Below are 13,682 nucleotides of genomic sequence, written 5' to 3'. Positions count from 1 at the left end.
CCCGAGCAGCCACCTACCAAGACTGGATCCATAGCTACAATCACCACAGACCCCATACCGGCATCGGCGGCAAATCACCCATCAACCGTGCTCACAACGTCAGTGGGAACAACAGCTAGGCCGCGTGTGGCTCCGGCACTGCCCAGCGGATGGCGCGCAGGCCGGACCTGGTGGCGTGCGTGTCGTCATGGCCGCTCTGCCGTCGGCATTCCACGAGGTCGTTCGTCGGGGTGATGTGCGGGTCGCGGCACGAGCTGGCGTAGCTGGTGTAATCCGTTTCGAGCAACAGCTGATCGTCGGTGAGGTGTTTGTCGGTCATCGATCTGCGTTCCTGGTTCAGGCGCACAGGCCGAGTTTCCCACGACGGTTGCGCGCAGTGCTGCCCGTGTTCTCTGGCACGTTCTGGTGCGGCCGGGCTGAGTGATTGCGTCATAGCGTACGTTGGCAGACGCCGAATGTCTCCACAATGTCGAGTACTGGTCATTTCATCCACCTGACCGAAACCCGCCCGGCCCGCGAGCGGCGACATCCGTCGACCACAGGTCGACCGAGTCCTGAGCCGAGCAATCGGGTCAGCGGAAGGCGCTGATCCCGGTGAGGTCCCGCCCGATCAGGAGCGACTGCACGCTTTCGGTGCCCTCGTAGGTGTGCAGCGACTCGATGTCGGCGAGGTGCTGGATGACGTGGTTTTCGAGCAGGATGCCGTTGCCACCGAGCATGTCACGGGCCATCGACGCAATCTCCCGCGCCGCCCTGGTGTTGTGATACTTCGCCAGCGACGCCTGGATCGGGCGCAGCGTTCCGGCGCCGTCGAGCTCAGCCAGACGCAAGCAGTGCAGCTGCATCGACGTGAGCCGGGACAGCATCATGGTCAGGCGCTCCTGCACGAGCTGGAAACCGGCGAGCGGCTTACCGAACTGGATGCGCTGGGTCGAGTAGTTCAGAGCCGCCTCGAACACCGCCGTGGCGTGGCCGAGGGCCGACCAGGCCACTCCGAGCCGGGTCGCGAAGAGCACCGTGGAGGCGTCCTTGAACGTGTGGGTGCCCGGCAGCACGGCGTCCAGCGGGATCCGCACATCCGTGAGGGTGATCCGAGCCTGGTGGATGGCGCGCAGGGACCCCTTCCCGGTGATCGTCTCTCCGTGATACCCGGGGGTGTCCTGTTCCACCAGGAAGCCGCGCACATTGCCGTCGTCGTCGCGAGCCCAGACCACCGTCACGTCGCCGACCGAGCCGTTTCCGATCCACTTCTTCTCGCCGTTGAGCACCCATTCGTCGCCGTCGCGCTGTGCGGTGGTCTCCAGGCCGACCGAGTCGGAGCCGTGGTCCGGTTCGGTCAGGGCGAAGGCGCCGAGTTTCTCGGCGCGGGCCAGCGGCACCAGCCAGCGTTCCTGCTGCTCCGGGCTGCCGAACAGGGCGATACTGCGCAGGGCGATACTGCGCAGGGCCAGCCCGCCCTGCACGGCGACCACGGTACCCATCGAGCCATCGCCGCGGGAGATCTCCATGTTGACGAGCCCGGCCGCGAGCGGCGACATGGGACTCAGTCCGGGGCCGACGACACCGTCGGTGAGAAGGTCGAGCTCGCCGAGTCTACGGGCAAGGTGCAGCGGGTACTCGGCTTTGTCCCACGCAGTCGTCAACTCGTCCAGCGACTCGGTGGCAAAACTGCGGGCGCGGTCCCAGAAGGCCCGGTCAGTTTGAGGCACGTCGGCGAATACGCCGTAGTAGTCGGTGTCGAGGGGCGTGGATACGTCGTAGTCGGGCACGGTTTCCCTTTCGTGGAGGACAGCGAAGTCGGGCAGGCCTGATCGGCTGATGTCGTCCGGCACCAGGGAATGAATGCCCTCGTGCGCCGGTCAGAAAATACCCAGGTACAAGTTCTATCTGACACTCAGTCTCAGGTCAAGTGATACTGAGTCTCAGCGGGAGCGCGTCTGGGCGCGCAGCCGCTCCTCGATGGCGCGAGCCAGTTCGGTGGGATCCGTGGCGGCCGGGAAGACGGCGACGACCACGTCGCTCGCGGGTCGCGCCTCGGGACCTGGCTCCGCGGCATCCAGGTGGAAAAGCCGTCGCACCTCGGTGAGTTCGGCGGCCAGCGAATACGGGCCGACGTTGTCCGTCGCCCGGATCAAGCGCCGCAGCACGAAGTTGTGGGTGGCCGTCACAGCGGCCGCGAAGCGGATGGCAGTCAGGGGCGGCACACCCGGCACGGTGCTGCGCAGGTAGCTGGCGAACATCCGTTCATACCGGATCGCCATAATGGTCTCCCGGTCCCGCAGCACGGGGGTCTCTCGCAGGACCCGGTCCCGGATGCGCACGATCTCCAGTCGCTCGCGGAACCGCTCGAAGACCATGGCGGCGGCCTCACACACGGCCAGCCAGGGATCCGAATGCGTCGCAGCGAAGTGCTCGTCGATACGGGCGACCAGCTCGTCGTGGTCGGCGAAGATCACGTCGTCCTTGGACCGGAACTGCCGGAAGAAGGTGCTGCGCGAGACCCCGGCCGCCTCGGCGATGTCCACGGTGCTCGTGGCCTCATAGCCGTGCTCCTGGAACAGGCGAACCGCGATGTCGGCAACCTCGACCCGCGAGAGAGGTCTCTGCGGCCCGAGCGGCTCGGCAGCCCGGGAGGATTCGGCAGGCAGGTCTGACATGGTCAGGTGAAATTATCATGGAATGCGCACGAACGGATGCCCTGACAGGCCACCCCCGCTTGCCCGGTGCGGCACGGACGGGCAAGCTGACGGCGGCGAAGGAGTGACCATGGCCGCTGCAGGCCGGCACCCAGGCAGAGCAGGCGCCGCGCGGGGCGCCGCGCCCTCACGGCCTTCTGGATTTCCGTGGCCTTCCTGCCGGTGTTTCTTGTCGACGCCGCACTCCTGGGTGATGCCCTGCTGAGCTGCCGGGATACGAGCGCGGCGGCGAGGAGCCGGTCCCGCTGGGGGCAACAGCATTGGCCGGCCTCCCGAGCCGTTCTTGTGCTGCTCGCTCCAAGCATTGAGGCGATGGTGTTCGGCTTCAAGGCACGACGCCTCGGCGCATAGCACCCGCAAAAGTGGCTCCGCCACCTCAGCTCTGGTCGCACACGCCGAATCGGAGTAACGTCACCGGCACGGTCAACACAGACGGCAAACTGCCGCGCCGAGAGAGAGCGCTCCATACATGGACTTCAATCCCCAGTGCCAGCAGGCCGCGTGCGCCGGACTCATGCGAACCCGAGCCGTGGCAACCGACACCCTGGCGGATGAAGAGATCTGGTTCCTGTGCGACGAGTGCGGCTCAGAGAAGCACTGGACGAATCTTGCCGACCAGGACGCTCCGCGGCACCACACGAGAGGGTCCTGATCGATCGGTCGCGTAGCTCCCGGAGGGGCCAGAGCTGACTACACCCCGGGGATGCCTGTCGGCACAGGCGGAGCGCCGGGTCAGCTGTCGAACCAATTCGACGGAGATTTTCCTGAAAAACAGCTGTTCAGCAGTGTCTAGGGCCATTTTGGCGCAAATCTCCGTCGAATTCGTTCAGCGGCGTTGCCGCACGGCCTCGGACTCGGAGCAGGACGTTCGGGCACACTGCGTTCGGCACGCACGGTGATCCCGCGTAGCGGTCCACTGCTCGTCCACGTCGGCACCAGGAACAACCGCCCCGAAACCCCCAATTCGCGATCCATCATCGCCCACAGCCGTCCGGATTCGCTCATCGAAGCGTACCGGTCAAATTGAACATAGATTTCGAACAGCACTTATCCACAATAGGAAAGACCCTCGTTTTTTTGTTCTAATTTTGGTAACCTTTTGTTTGTGATCAACCTCTGGGAAAGCTTCGAAGCGGTTGCCGTGCCCGGCCCGTCCGCGGCGGCCCGCGCGGTCGCTGAGTGGCAGACCCTCGCGGTGGGGCGTGGGGAGTCTCTGCGGTGTTCGGCGGTGTTCGGCGGTGTTCGGCGGTGCGCGGCTTCGACGACGACGACCTGCTGCAGGTGACCGCGGCGGTCGGGGTCCACGGGAGACGGGTGGACGCGGTTCGGGTGGCGGCAGCGGCCGAGGTCGCCGACCGGTCCACGCCCGACGCACTCGCCGTCAGAGATCTGATCAGCAACGGCGGCCAACAGAAGGCCGTGATCAACGATGGCGGACGCATCATCGCCCGGGGCGCACCGGAGCGTGCTTTACCCGCGCGGAGCGACGGGCCATCCGCATGCTGCGCGGAGCCGCACAGACCATGGCACCACCCCGGCTCGAAACCGGGCCCCACACAGGGCGAAACACGACCAAATCCCGCACCCACACCCACACCCACACCCACATCGACACCGACACCGACACCGACACCGACAGCCGCACCGACACCCGCACCCGCACTCGCACCCGCATGACGGCCACCATCGAACGGAAGAACGCAACCCGGGACGACGAGTAAGGGGGTACTGGGCCCTGGGCTCGACCGGTTCGACCAACGTCACGGGGTCCCTGGCCGGGTTGGGTCTCCAGGGTCTCGCACGCTCGACCACCGAGGGGGAGCCGCCGGAAGGACAGCCTGAAGGACAGCCGGAATTGCCCTGGCCCACCGGGTGCCGTAACTTCTGAATCGGTGCTGTTCGCTGCCGCGCCGAGTCGAACCGGAGTTGAACATGACCACAATCGAGCTGCTCGTCTACGCCGACCGCCTGGGCGGCACCATCCACAATCTGCAGACGCTGCTCGACGGCCCGCTGAGGGCCTTCGGCAGCGTGCACGTGCTGCCGTTCTACGTTCCCTTCGACGGCGCGGATGCCGGCTTCGACCCGATCGACCACGCCGCGGTCGATGCCCGACTGGGCACCTGGGACGACATGCGCAGCCTCGCCGGCACGCGCGGGCTCACCGCGGACCTCATCGTCAACCACGTCTCCTCCTCGTCGGTCGAGTTCATCGACTGGCTGGCCCGTGGCACCGCCTCCACCTCCGAGGGCATGTTCCTCACCTTCGACACCGTGTTCCCGAACGGCGGCACCGAGAAGGACATCACGGCGTTCTACCGGCCGCGACCCGGACTCCCCTTCACCGCCTACCAGGGCGCCGACGGCAGCCGTCACCTCGTCTGGACGACCTTCATGCCCACCCAGGTCGACCTGGACGTGCACCACCCCGCAGCCCTCGCCTATCTGCGTCGGGTGTTGCAGACGCTGGCCGCCGGCGGCGTCACAACGGTGCGGCTCGACGCCGTCGGCTACGCCGTGAAGACCCCCGGAACCGACAGCTTCATGACCGAGCAGACTCTCGAGTTCGCCCGCACGGTCGTGGCCATGGCCCACGAGGAGAGCCTCGAGGTGCTGGTCGAGGTGCACGCGCACTACAGCCAGCAGCTCGCGATCGCCCCGCTGGTCGACCGCGTCTACGACTTCGCGCTGGCGCCTCTGCTTCTACATTCGCTCGGCACCGGAACCGTTGACCGCCTCGCGGACTGGCTCAAGATCCGCCCCGCGAACGCCATCACCGTGCTCGACACTCACGACGGTATCGGCGTCATCGACGCGGGCCCGATCGGCGACAAGCCGGGCCTGCTGACCCAGGCCGAGATGATCGACATCTTCGCGCGGGCGGAGCGTGCCACACACGGCCACTCCTCCATCGCATCCGTCGTGCCCGAGTGGTTCACGCTGCCGCACCAGATCAACGCGACGTTCTACAGCGTCCTCGGCGGCGAGGAAGTGCCCTATCTTCTGGCCCGCGCCGTGCAGCACTTCCTGCCCGGCCGACCGCAGGTGTACTACGTGGGACTGCTCGGCGGCCTCGACGACACCGAACTCTTCGAGCGCACCGGCAATGGCCGCGACGTCAACCGCCACGTTTACACGGCGGAGGAGGTCGAACGTGCCCTCGCGACCGACGTGACCCGGGCCCAGCTCGGCCTGACCCGCATCCGCAGCACGCACCCGGCCTTCGACGGCGACTTCTCCTGGACGGCCATCGGCGACGACCGACTCGAACTCCTCTGGACCGGGACGGACGCCGTCGCGCGACTCACCGTGGCCATGACGCTCGACTCACCGAGCCTCCGCATCGAGCTGACGGATGCCGGACGCACGCAAGTGCTCGACACCGTCACATCCGTCGCCGCCTGGGAGCCCCCCGCGCGCTGACCTATTCGATCGGTCGAGATCGGGCTTGACTGGAGTGTGCCCACACCCCGTACCCGCTGCTACCGCGACGGCTCTCTCGTCGACGAGGATTTCCCGCTCGCCGAGGTGTCTGAGCACCTCGCCCTGTCCGGCGCCGTCGTCTGGGTGGACCTCGCCGATCCCGGCGAAGAGGATCTCGTCAGCCTCGCGGGCGAACTGGGCCTGCACGAGCTGGCGGTCGAAGACGCCCTGACGCTGCGGCAGAGGCCCAAGCTCGACCGCTACCCCGACCACCTGTTCCTGTCCGCGTACTCGGCCGAATTCGGCGTGGCGACCGCTCAGGTCACCACGCACGAGATCGCGGTGTTCATCACCGACCGGGCCTTGGTGACCGTGCACACTGAAGGCTTCGACCTGGAGGCCGTCGTGGCCCGCTGGGATTCGGCCTCCGATCTGGCCCGGAACGGAGTGGCCTTCCTCCTGCACGGGCTGCTCGACCACCTCGTCGACGGCTATTTCGACGCCGTTGAAGCGCTGGACGAACAAGTCGAAGAACTCGAGGACCAACTCTTCCTGCCTGGTACCAAGCAGGAAGCGGTGCAGCGGGCCTCCTTCGAACTGCGCAAGAGTCTCGTGACGATACGCCGGGTCATCCTTCCTATGCGCGAGGTCGTGAACACGCTGCTGCGGCGCGATCTGCACCTGCTGCGGGACGAAATGGGTCCCTATTTCCAGGACGTATACGACCATGTGCTTCGCGTCATGGAATGGACGGAGAGCCTGCGTGACCAGGCCACCGCCATCCTTGAGGCGAATCTGGCGATTCAAGGCAACCGGCTCAACGTGATCACGAAGAAGGTGACTGGTTACGCAGCCATCATCGCCGTGCCCACAGCCATCACGGGCTTCTACGGGCAGAACGTGCCCTACCCCGGCTTCGCCCAGCCGTTGGGCTATTACAGCTCGGCCGCGCTGATCGTGGGGCTCTCGGCACTTCTCTACGTGCTGTTCAAGCGCAACGACTGGATCTGACGCTCCATGCGTGAAGAACTTAGTGCTTGAAAGCGTCCTTGACGTTTTCGCCGGCCTTCTTCACACTCGCCGAAGACTGCTCCGCCTTGCCGTCGGCAACCTTGGAATCATCCTTGGTGACCTTGCCCACGGCCTCAGTGGCCTTGCCCTTGAGGTCCTGGGCGGCGTTTTCGATCTTGTCGGATGCACTCATAGTGTCTTCCCTTTCCAGTGGTGTTGCGTCGGTGGCAGCCAGGCGCGCGTGCCCCAGACGTATGCGGTCGCAGCCGTCGAGTCCCCGGCGTCATCATCATCATCGGCCGGACCGACGAGCAACGAATCGAACGTGGGCATGACGGCACCGGCGGATATGCTGTCGTCGACGGCGGGTGAGTGGAACATCGGGAATCCTTCCGTTCTGCGGCTGACAAAGGCTGTCAGTAATACGACGTGTGTTGTGGCATATTTGTCACACGGATTTGTCAAGTAATTTTTGGACACGGCGGGTGAGAGGGTGGAGAAATGATGCCAACGACCCCAATCCGGGCACCGCTCGCATCTCCGTTTGAGTCATTCACCGACCAGACCCTGGCCGACCGCGCCGCCGACGGGGACATTCGGGCGTTCGAGGCGCTCGTGCGTCGCTACGGCCCGCTGATGCGGGTGTATGCCAGCCGGGTCCTGGGATCAAATGACGAGATGGACGACGTCGTTCAGGAGTCCTTCATCACCGCCTGGCAGCAGCTGCCCACCCTCGACAACGGCGCCGCCGTCAGAAGCTGGTTGATGCGGATCGTGAGCCGGAAAAGCGTCGACCGGCTACGTGCCCGGCGTCCGCACCTCAACGTCGATCTCACCGACGCCCCGGCACCGGAGAGCCACTCCCCCCATAGACTGGCGGAGGTGGAGTCTCAAACCGAAGCTCTGACGCGTGTCCTCGGCGATCTGCCGGAGGACCAGCGCCGTTGCTGGATGCTGCGAGAACTCGCGGAATGCAGCTACGGCGAGATCGCGGAGGAACTGGAACTTCCCGTTTCAACGGTTCGTGGGCTTCTCGCCCGAGCTCGGAAGACTCTGCTCCAAGAGATGGAGGAATGGCGATGATGAACCCCTCCGATGAGCTCGCGGGCCACACCTTCGAAGAACTGAGCGACTACCTCGACCGGGACCGCACCCCCGCAGACCCGAGCATCGACGGCTTCCCCGAGTGCGAGATCGCCCTGCGCGGCATGCAGCGGCTCCGGCGCACGCAGCGCGCCCTGCTCCGGAAAGACGTGGAGCGCGAATCCGAGCGCGAGGACAGCTGGGTCAACTCGATTCTGCAGCACATCAATCTGGAGGCGCGCGCGGGCCGGGACATCCCGATCAGCCACCCCTCCCCCACCGCTCGCCTGAGCGTGACCGAAGGTGCGGTGCGCGGCATTCTGCGTGCCGCCGGTGACGGCGTGCCGAACATCATCGTCGGCCGGTGCCGCCTCGACGGCGAGGTCAGCGAGCCCGGCGCACCCGTCACCGTGCGCGTGGATGCCACGGTTCTGGAGGGCAAGAACATTCCACCGCTCGCCGAGCAGCTCCGGGAGGCTCTTTACACCGCACTTAGCCAGCACACGGAACTCGCCGTCGAGGCCGTCGACATCACCATCCGCGACCTGTACCAACCCGTACCCCCGCCGGCGAAAGCGAAAGCGAGCAGCGATGAGTGACGCCCTTGCACCTGGAGCGCCGCCGCCCGACCCCGGGACGCCGGCCCAGCTGACCGCTCAACTCGAGGGGGCGGTGCTGGCAGTCCCCGGCGTGGATGCGCTGTATTCGGCAGCCCCGCTCGTGGCAACCGTGGTCGCCTCGGTGATCGCAACCACCGTCGAAGCCGTGACCGGCAAGCCGCGGTCGACCAGCTCCGTCTCCGTCTCCGTCTCCGAGAGGGAGGGCGGCCTGAAGATCGCGGTCAAGATCGGCGTCGCCGCACCCTTCGAGGCCCCCGACGTGAGCCGCCGCGTGCACGATGCGATCACAGATCAGCTCGACCAGAACGGTAACCCGGTCGTGACCGAGATCGCGGTCACCGTGGCCCGGATCGACTGACCGGGTTCGCGGTCACTCCGGTTGGCCACCGGTCCTCACGGCGGCGTCACACCCCGGGTGTGTAGCGTGAATACCCACACGACCTAAGGAGTCACCAGTGAGTCAGATAATCGACATCGGTATCCCGGATCAGCAGCTCGAGAAGATCGTTCACGGCCTGTCCCGGGTGCTGGCGGACTCGTACACCCTGTACCTCAAGACTCACAGCTACCACTGGAACGTCGTTGGCCCCATGTTCCACTCTCTGCACACCATGTTCATGGACGAGTACACCGAGCTGGCCCTGGCCGTCGACGACATCGCCGAGCGCATCCGTGCACTGGGCACCCCGGCGCCGGGCACCTACCGTGAGTTCACCGAGCTCGCCGTCGTGCGCGAGGACACCGACCTGCCGGATGCCCCGGAGATGCTCCGTCGTCTGGTCGCCGCCCATGAGGCCACGGCCCGCACCATCCGGGAGGTGCTGCCCCTCGCCGAGGGTGCGCCCGACCAGGTCTCCACCGATCTGCTCGTGCGTCGCCTCGACGTGCACGAGAAGACGGCGTGGATGCTGCGCAGCATGCTGGCCTGAGCCTGCCAACTGCATTCAGTCGCCCAGAGCACGGCCGATCCGATCGATCACCTGGCCGACGAGCGCCTGCTGTTCTCCAACGCTGAATTCGACCCACCAGAACGGGGCCGCATCAGCCGCCGCCGACAAGGCGTGTGCCGCCATCGGACCTAGACGTGACGTGACGTGACGTGACGTGACGTGACGTGACGTGACGTGACGTGACGTGACGCAACAGGGTGCGCCGGCTGGCCCTGGCGGCGGATGCGACGTCCGCCCCGCTGCAGGCATCGAATTCGCGCTTCCGGAAGAGCCGCAAGGCGATCAGCGCCAGCTCGTTCGGATTCCATGGCTCCCGCATTCGCCCCGTACCGTTTGCAGGGCCAGACGGCCATCGTGACCGGTGCGGGGTCCGGGCTCGGCCGGGCCCCGGCCATCCGTTTCGCCAGCGAGGGTGCCCGGGTCATCGCGAGCGATGTGTCCCCGAACGGATAAACCAGTTGGCCGTCCTGCCGGCCGACGGCGGCCAGGCCGCGATCTGGGGCGAGCACGCCCGGACTCGTGCGCTATGCCCCGCGTCGGGCCGCCGCAACCGCGCTTCCAGCCATCGGGTCCCAGGTCGCGCTCGGGCGGCCCAACAGGTAGCCCTGGGCAAGCACGGCGCCGCTGGTGCGGAGACTGTCGAGCTGTTCCGTGGTCTCCACCCCCTCGGCGATCACCTCCACGTCGAGCTTCGACGCCAGCGCCAGGATTCCCTGCACGAGGGAGACGGAGGAGGCGTTGGGAAGGTCCTGAATGAAGCTGCGGTCGATCTTGATCTGGTCGACGGGAAGGGTGTTGAGCCAGGCCAGGGTCGAGAAGCCGGTGCCGAAATCGTCAAGGGAAATGCGGATGCCCAGGCGGCGCAGTTCCACGAGGCGCTCGACGATGCCGGGGAGGTCGACCAGTGACCTGCTCTCCACCACCTCGAGGGTCAGTCGCTCCGGTGCGAGGTCGTTGCGGTTGAGAGCCGTGCGAACCGTCGACACGAGTCGGCAGTCCAGAAGGGTGGCGGCGTCGAGGTTGACCGCGACGCCTAGAGGCCGAGCGCCTAACTGCGGCCACTCGACCACGTCCCGGCACGCGGTCGCGATCACCCACAGATCCATCTCGGTGATGAGGCCGCGTTCCTGCGCCAGCGGCAAGAAGGCGCCCGGGGCCAAAACGCCCAGTCGCGGGTGCGCCCAGCGGATGAGGGCTTCCGCACCCACCACCGTCTCCTCGCCGAAACGGGAGATGTCCACGACAGGTTGGTAGTAGAGCCTCATCTCGTTCGCCTCGACGGCACGGGCCAGCTCGACCAGCAGTGACGTGTCGGTGTCCCCCGGTGATTCCGGGTTCGATGATGCACTGCCCGGCACCTCGGTGCGGGCGACGGCGATCTGATTCCGTCCCGTTCTCTTTGCGTCGTACATCCCGGCGTCGGCCGCGTCGAGGAGCTGCTCGCCGCGACCCCCCTGTCCACTGTGCGAGGCAACACCCACACTGGCGGAGATGCGCACGTGCTGGCCGGCCAGGTGGAAAGGGGGATTCAGGCAGCCGACTACTCGGTGGGCCAGCTCGATGGCCGAATCTTCGCCGTCGAGATCGGTGACAAGCACCGCGAACTCGTCGCCGCCGAGGCGGCCGATAGTGTCATTGGTTCGAACCTCGGCGCGCAGGCGAGCCGCGACCTGCCGCAGCAGCTCGTCCCCGGCGCGATGGCCCAGCCGGTCATTGACGCGTTTGAAGTTGTCGAGGTCGCAGAACAGCACCGCCGTTCGGCTGTGAGGCTGGCACTCTGCCAGGGCGGTGTCGAGCAGCAGCGCGAACAGCGCTCGGTTGGGCAAGCCTGTCAAGGCATCGTGCTGGGATTGGTGCCTCACGGTCTCGAGCAGCCGGGCCCTTTGCATGGCCGTTTCTCCCTGGTGGCTGACACCTTCGATCAGGGTGATGGCCTCCGCCAGGACCTCGGCCGCGACGGGGGCAACCCAGCAGGCCGTTGCGACGCCCATCAACATATCCCCGGCGAGAAGGGGAACGGCGACCACGTTGTGTGAACCGATGGCACGGAGCAGCTCCGCCAGGGCCGGGCTGGCGTCGTCAGCCGTGATCAGAACGCGTTCCTGCCGTCTGAGAACGCCGAGAAGCTCCGGCGTCTGCTCCACAGTCAGCGTCGTACGCATGAAGAATTCGCGATCGGCAGGCTCGAAACCGACGGCTGAGGCAGGGCGAAGCTCACCAAGGTCGGCGTTCCAGAGGAGAACGGATGCCGCGTCACTGCCGACGATCGCCGCCAGTGCCGACGCGATGACTTCCGCGATCGCCTCGACGCTGTCGCTGATCGCCAGTTGGTGGGCGAGGTTGAGCAGTGCGGTCGTGCGAACTCCCTCCCGGCGGGATTCCTCGAGAGCCGTGAACAGGTCCAGGGCCGCGGCCGCGTGTCCGGCGTAGGCCTCGAGCAGGGCCCGATCTCCTAGCATCGCGGTGTGTCCCTCCGTGAACACGGCGGCCAGATGCCCGTGGACCCTGCGATTGGAGGCGATGTCGACGACCAGCGCGCGCTCGCCCAGTTGCTCGCCGCGCAGCATCCGTGCCACGAGATCGGCGCCACGTTCGTCGCCAAGCCCTCGGTGGCGGACCAACGGCGCGCCGCCCCCGGCAGGTTCGACGATGAGGAGGTACGACGGCGCGAGCACGGCGGAGGCGGCGCGATCGACGATTCGGGCGAGCACCTCGTCGACATCGTCGCTGCTAACGAGGTCAGCCGCGGCCAGTTGCACCTCCCGCACCTTGTCGCGCAGTACGCCGAGGGATGCGTCGACCCAGCGACTCCGCGTGCGCCAGGACCACCAACGCACCCGCGTTGACCAGGTCAGCACGTATTCGCACGCCGGGTAGCCGTCCGATTGGCACTGCGGGTGGCTGATGTGGGCAAGGGCGAGTCCGAAAATGGCCGGCACGGACGAAAACAGTCCTTGGGCGTATTGGCAGTCGAGTCGGGACGGACGATAGCCGTCGTGGAGGCGGTAGCGCACGGTCGCGCTGGTCTGTCCGACCCGGACTGCATCCATCGTCGACGTTGTGGTGAACTTCGGCACCATGCGCGGCAGCTGGCGAAAAATTGCTCCAGGTGAGGCGAACACACTCAGGAGCTGCACCAGCACGGGCTGGACGTCACCGCGGACCGCACCGGTGCCCACGGTGAACATGGTGTTCGGGTCACCGAGCACTGCGGTTGCGGCCTCGAACAGCCGGATTCGGGTGGCGTAGCTGACCCACGCGGACGTGTTCTGGAGAGTCTTTGCATCCTGCTGTACGCCCGCCCGGGCGAGCACCTCGATGACGGCTCCCTCCCCACCGCGCTCACGCACGTGGCGCAGGAGTAGGCTAATGGTTGTGTTTGCGGTCTCGCGCGGCTCTGTGTCCATCGTCTTGCACCTCTCAACTCTTTATCGACGGGTTTCGGCGTGGGGTAAGCGCGGAAATCGGTTCAGGACCGTCATCCGCTTGTCGAACGCCTCCAATCGTGCCACCAAGACTTCCTGTCGTGACACGTGACGCGCGAATGAAGACGCGATGAGCGAGCGCTACCCCGTCATTTATGTGCGAGGCTTTGCAGACAGCAGAACGTCCTGATCAATGCCTATCCCGGAACGCTGGAACCGGACTCCGTTTGGATCCACCAGTTCCACGACGCCGCGTGGGCACATTCGGGGTCAAGCCGCAATCGTACGACATCGGCCGCGCGGCCCGGGGTCTCGTCGATTTCATCGATCTGGTGCATGCCAAGACTCGCGGCGGACCACCCGTCTACCTCGTGGCCCACTCCATGGGCGGGCTGATCTGCCGCACCGTCCTGCAGCGCGAACTGGCCGACCCCGCCGAAGCGGTGTCGAAACTCTGCACGATCGGGACCCCGC

Annotated in this window: 16 protein-coding genes and 1 pseudogene; 10 read left to right on the top strand and 7 right to left on the bottom strand. The window is 66.3% G+C overall.

From position 1 onward, the window contains the following. On the top strand, window positions 1-119 hold a 119-nt coding region (locus E3N94_RS11550; RefSeq protein WP_166790036.1), incomplete at its 5' end, for an integrase core domain-containing protein. Here E3N94_RS11550 and E3N94_RS11545 read toward each other — a convergent pair. The 3 genes from E3N94_RS11545 to E3N94_RS11535 all read right to left on the bottom strand — a co-directional run bounded on the left by E3N94_RS11545 (window position 116) and on the right by E3N94_RS11535 (window position 2,657). Next, entirely contained in the window at window positions 116-319 is a 204-nt protein-coding gene (locus tag E3N94_RS11545; protein WP_104171714.1) for a hypothetical protein, read from the bottom strand. The genes E3N94_RS11550 and E3N94_RS11545 overlap by 4 nt on opposite strands. Before the next feature lie 253 nt (window positions 320-572). After that, window positions 573-1,769, bottom strand: coding sequence for an acyl-CoA dehydrogenase family protein (locus tag E3N94_RS11540; protein ID WP_166790106.1), 1,197 nt, complete (start codon window positions 1,767-1,769; stop codon window positions 573-575). Between the two features lie 153 nt (window positions 1,770-1,922). Then, entirely contained in the window at window positions 1,923-2,657 is a 735-nt protein-coding gene (locus tag E3N94_RS11535) for a TetR/AcrR family transcriptional regulator (RefSeq protein WP_134570277.1), read from the bottom strand. Window positions 2,658-2,843: 186 nt separating this feature from the next. On the opposite strand from E3N94_RS11535, the gene E3N94_RS11530 reads away from it, so the two are divergent. From E3N94_RS11530 to E3N94_RS11515, 4 genes are all read left to right on the top strand, one after another. Next, window positions 2,844-3,047, top strand: coding sequence for a hypothetical protein (locus E3N94_RS11530; RefSeq protein WP_134373238.1), 204 nt, complete (start codon window positions 2,844-2,846; stop codon window positions 3,045-3,047). A gap of 1,172 nt (window positions 3,048-4,219) precedes the next feature. Continuing rightward, window positions 4,220-4,417 carry a hypothetical protein gene (locus E3N94_RS16755; RefSeq protein WP_174776131.1) on the top strand — a complete coding sequence of 66 codons (198 nt, stop codon included), beginning with the start codon at window positions 4,220-4,222 and terminating at the stop codon, window positions 4,415-4,417. Between the two features lie 211 nt (window positions 4,418-4,628). Further along, on the top strand, window positions 4,629-6,119 hold the full coding sequence (gene gtfA, locus E3N94_RS11520; protein WP_134415656.1) for a sucrose phosphorylase: 1,491 nt from the start codon (window positions 4,629-4,631) through the stop codon (window positions 6,117-6,119). Between the two features lie 36 nt (window positions 6,120-6,155). Then, entirely contained in the window at window positions 6,156-7,130 is a 975-nt protein-coding gene (locus tag E3N94_RS11515; RefSeq protein ID WP_134343430.1) for a magnesium transporter CorA family protein, read from the top strand. 19 nt (window positions 7,131-7,149) lie between these two features. Here the strand turns inward: E3N94_RS11515 and E3N94_RS11510 are convergent, their stop codons facing one another. Together E3N94_RS11510 and E3N94_RS11505 are read right to left on the bottom strand one after the other, a co-directional pair. Continuing rightward, a complete protein-coding gene (locus E3N94_RS11510; RefSeq protein WP_104102246.1) occupies window positions 7,150-7,323 on the bottom strand; it encodes a CsbD family protein in 174 nt (57 codons plus the stop codon). Beyond that, a complete protein-coding gene (locus E3N94_RS11505; RefSeq protein ID WP_134343431.1) occupies window positions 7,320-7,511 on the bottom strand; it encodes a hypothetical protein in 192 nt (63 codons plus the stop codon). Before E3N94_RS11505 ends, E3N94_RS11510 begins: the two co-directional genes overlap by 4 nt. A 123-nt stretch (window positions 7,512-7,634) precedes the next feature. Between E3N94_RS11505 and E3N94_RS11500 the strand changes: the two genes are divergently transcribed. From E3N94_RS11500 to E3N94_RS11485, 4 genes are all read left to right on the top strand, one after another. After that, on the top strand, window positions 7,635-8,213 hold the full coding sequence (locus E3N94_RS11500; protein WP_104102253.1) for an RNA polymerase sigma factor: 579 nt from the start codon (window positions 7,635-7,637) through the stop codon (window positions 8,211-8,213). Continuing rightward, on the top strand, window positions 8,210-8,812 hold the full coding sequence (locus E3N94_RS11495) for an Asp23/Gls24 family envelope stress response protein (RefSeq protein ID WP_104102691.1): 603 nt from the start codon (window positions 8,210-8,212) through the stop codon (window positions 8,810-8,812). The genes E3N94_RS11500 and E3N94_RS11495 overlap by 4 nt, the downstream gene beginning before the upstream one ends. Further along, window positions 8,805-9,191 (top strand): hypothetical protein, encoded by a 387-nt coding sequence (locus tag E3N94_RS11490; protein WP_134570275.1) that lies wholly within the window; start codon window positions 8,805-8,807, stop codon window positions 9,189-9,191. The genes E3N94_RS11495 and E3N94_RS11490 overlap by 8 nt, the downstream gene beginning before the upstream one ends. A 97-nt stretch (window positions 9,192-9,288) precedes the next feature. Beyond that, a complete protein-coding gene (locus tag E3N94_RS11485; protein WP_104102258.1) occupies window positions 9,289-9,762 on the top strand; it encodes a Dps family protein in 474 nt (157 codons plus the stop codon). Between the two features lie 15 nt (window positions 9,763-9,777). Here E3N94_RS11485 and E3N94_RS17520 read toward each other — a convergent pair whose 3' ends face one another. Further along, window positions 9,778-9,906: a hypothetical protein gene (locus E3N94_RS17520; protein ID WP_255453057.1), complete on the bottom strand. Its 129-nt coding sequence runs from the start codon at window positions 9,904-9,906 to the stop codon at window positions 9,778-9,780. A 183-nt stretch (window positions 9,907-10,089) separates the two neighbouring features. Here E3N94_RS17520 and E3N94_RS11480 point away from each other — a divergent pair. After that, window positions 10,090-10,224, top strand: a pseudogene (locus E3N94_RS11480) (SDR family NAD(P)-dependent oxidoreductase); the annotation flags it as partial. Window positions 10,225-10,307: 83 nt separating this feature from the next. On the opposite strand, the gene E3N94_RS11475 reads toward E3N94_RS11480, so the two are convergent. Continuing rightward, window positions 10,308-13,190 (bottom strand): sensor domain-containing phosphodiesterase, encoded by a 2,883-nt coding sequence (locus tag E3N94_RS11475; RefSeq protein ID WP_134420345.1) that lies wholly within the window; start codon window positions 13,188-13,190, stop codon window positions 10,308-10,310. Window positions 13,191-13,682: the final 492 nt, after the last annotated feature.

Source organism: Cryobacterium sp. Sr3, from assembly GCF_004402835.1.
Lineage (GTDB): Bacteria > Actinomycetota > Actinomycetes > Actinomycetales > Microbacteriaceae > Cryobacterium > Cryobacterium sandaracinum.
The sequence above is the reverse complement of the archived record's forward strand: the minus strand, read 5'-3'. Positions and strand labels throughout refer to the sequence as shown.

Bases quoted from the DNA above. Each gene is read 5' to 3' on its own strand.
- E3N94_RS11545 (WP_104171714.1), bottom strand. From the start codon at position 319: ATGACCGACAAACACCTCACCGACGATCAGCTGTTGCTCGAAACGGAT.
- gtfA (WP_134415656.1), top strand. From the start codon at position 4,629: ATGACCACAATCGAGCTGCTCGTCTACGCCGACCGCCTGGGCGGCACC.
- E3N94_RS11495 (WP_104102691.1), top strand. From the start codon at position 8,210: ATGATGAACCCCTCCGATGAGCTCGCGGGCCACACCTTCGAAGAACTG.
- E3N94_RS17520 (WP_255453057.1), bottom strand. From the start codon at position 9,906: ATGGCGGCACACGCCTTGTCGGCGGCGGCTGATGCGGCCCCGTTCTGG.
- E3N94_RS11490 (WP_134570275.1), top strand. From the start codon at position 8,805: ATGAGTGACGCCCTTGCACCTGGAGCGCCGCCGCCCGACCCCGGGACG.
- E3N94_RS16755 (WP_174776131.1), top strand. From the start codon at position 4,220: ATGGCACCACCCCGGCTCGAAACCGGGCCCCACACAGGGCGAAACACG.
- E3N94_RS11535 (WP_134570277.1), bottom strand. From the start codon at position 2,657: ATGTCAGACCTGCCTGCCGAATCCTCCCGGGCTGCCGAGCCGCTCGGG.
- E3N94_RS11475 (WP_134420345.1), bottom strand. From the start codon at position 13,190: ATGGACACAGAGCCGCGCGAGACCGCAAACACAACCATTAGCCTACTC.
- E3N94_RS11510 (WP_104102246.1), bottom strand. From the start codon at position 7,323: ATGAGTGCATCCGACAAGATCGAAAACGCCGCCCAGGACCTCAAGGGC.
- E3N94_RS11505 (WP_134343431.1), bottom strand. From the start codon at position 7,511: ATGTTCCACTCACCCGCCGTCGACGACAGCATATCCGCCGGTGCCGTC.
- E3N94_RS11500 (WP_104102253.1), top strand. From the start codon at position 7,635: ATGCCAACGACCCCAATCCGGGCACCGCTCGCATCTCCGTTTGAGTCA.